Origin of the sequence: Paucibacter hankyongi (assembly GCF_037482915.1) — a bacterium.
Taxonomy (GTDB): domain Bacteria; phylum Pseudomonadota; class Gammaproteobacteria; order Burkholderiales; family Burkholderiaceae_C; genus Paucibacter_A; species Paucibacter_A hankyongi.
The window spans coordinates 1-780 of record NZ_JBBHJX010000039.1 but is presented as its reverse complement, the minus strand read 5'-3'; the positions used below and the strand labels follow the sequence as shown (position 1 = coordinate 780).

General features: G+C 59.7%; 1 protein-coding gene. It reads right to left on the bottom strand.

The features are described 5' to 3' along the window. Positions 1–51: 51 nt before the first annotated feature. Positions 52–780 (bottom strand): IS3 family transposase (locus WG899_RS22280; protein WP_339597827.1); only part of this gene is annotated, 729 nt, incomplete at its 5' end.

Sequence of the window (780 nt, the reverse complement as noted above, 5' to 3'; positions counted from 1 at the left end):
TGACCCGTCCTGAATTAGGTTGACACTCAGAACGGTTAAAGAAGAGCCGGCTTAGCCGGCCAAGGACGCCTGATGCATCGCATCAGGCGTTTGCATTTTCAGCGACAGGTGCGGCCGCTCGTGGTTGTATATCTGTACCGACTCGGCCACCATGCGCCGAGCTTGCGAGAGGTCTGCGGGCCTACTGATCAGGAACTCGTGCTTGAGGATGCCGTTGACACGCTCGGCCAGTGCGTTTTGATAGCAGTCATAGCCGTCGGTCATCGAGCACTTCACGCCGTGACGTCGGTGCAGCGACTGATAGTAGCTGGAGCAGTATTGAATGCCCCTGTCCGAGTGATGCGTGAGCTGGTGTTGCGTCTGACGCCCTCGCAGTGCCATCTTCATCGCCTGGGCGACCTCTTCAGTCTGCAAAGTTGGATGTACATGCCACCCAACGATCTTGCGCGAGTGGGCATCGGTCACCAAGCTGAGGTAGACAAACCTGTCGGCCGTGGGCAAATACGTGATGTCGGCTACCCACAACTGTTCGCTTCGCGTCACCTGGATCTGTTCGGGCCCTTCCTTGACCAAGTTGGGGTGCCGGCGGAATCGATGATGGCTGTCCGTGGTCTTGTGATACGCCCGATGCCTCGGCACAAGCATCCTGGCGTTGCGCAGCACGTCGAACATAGCGTCGCGCCCGAGCCCGGCGCCTGCTCGCTCCAGCGATTCACGAAGCAGGTGATGCAGCTTGCGCGTGCCCAGCCGCGGCTGACGAAGCCTCTGCTCGTTGACCAG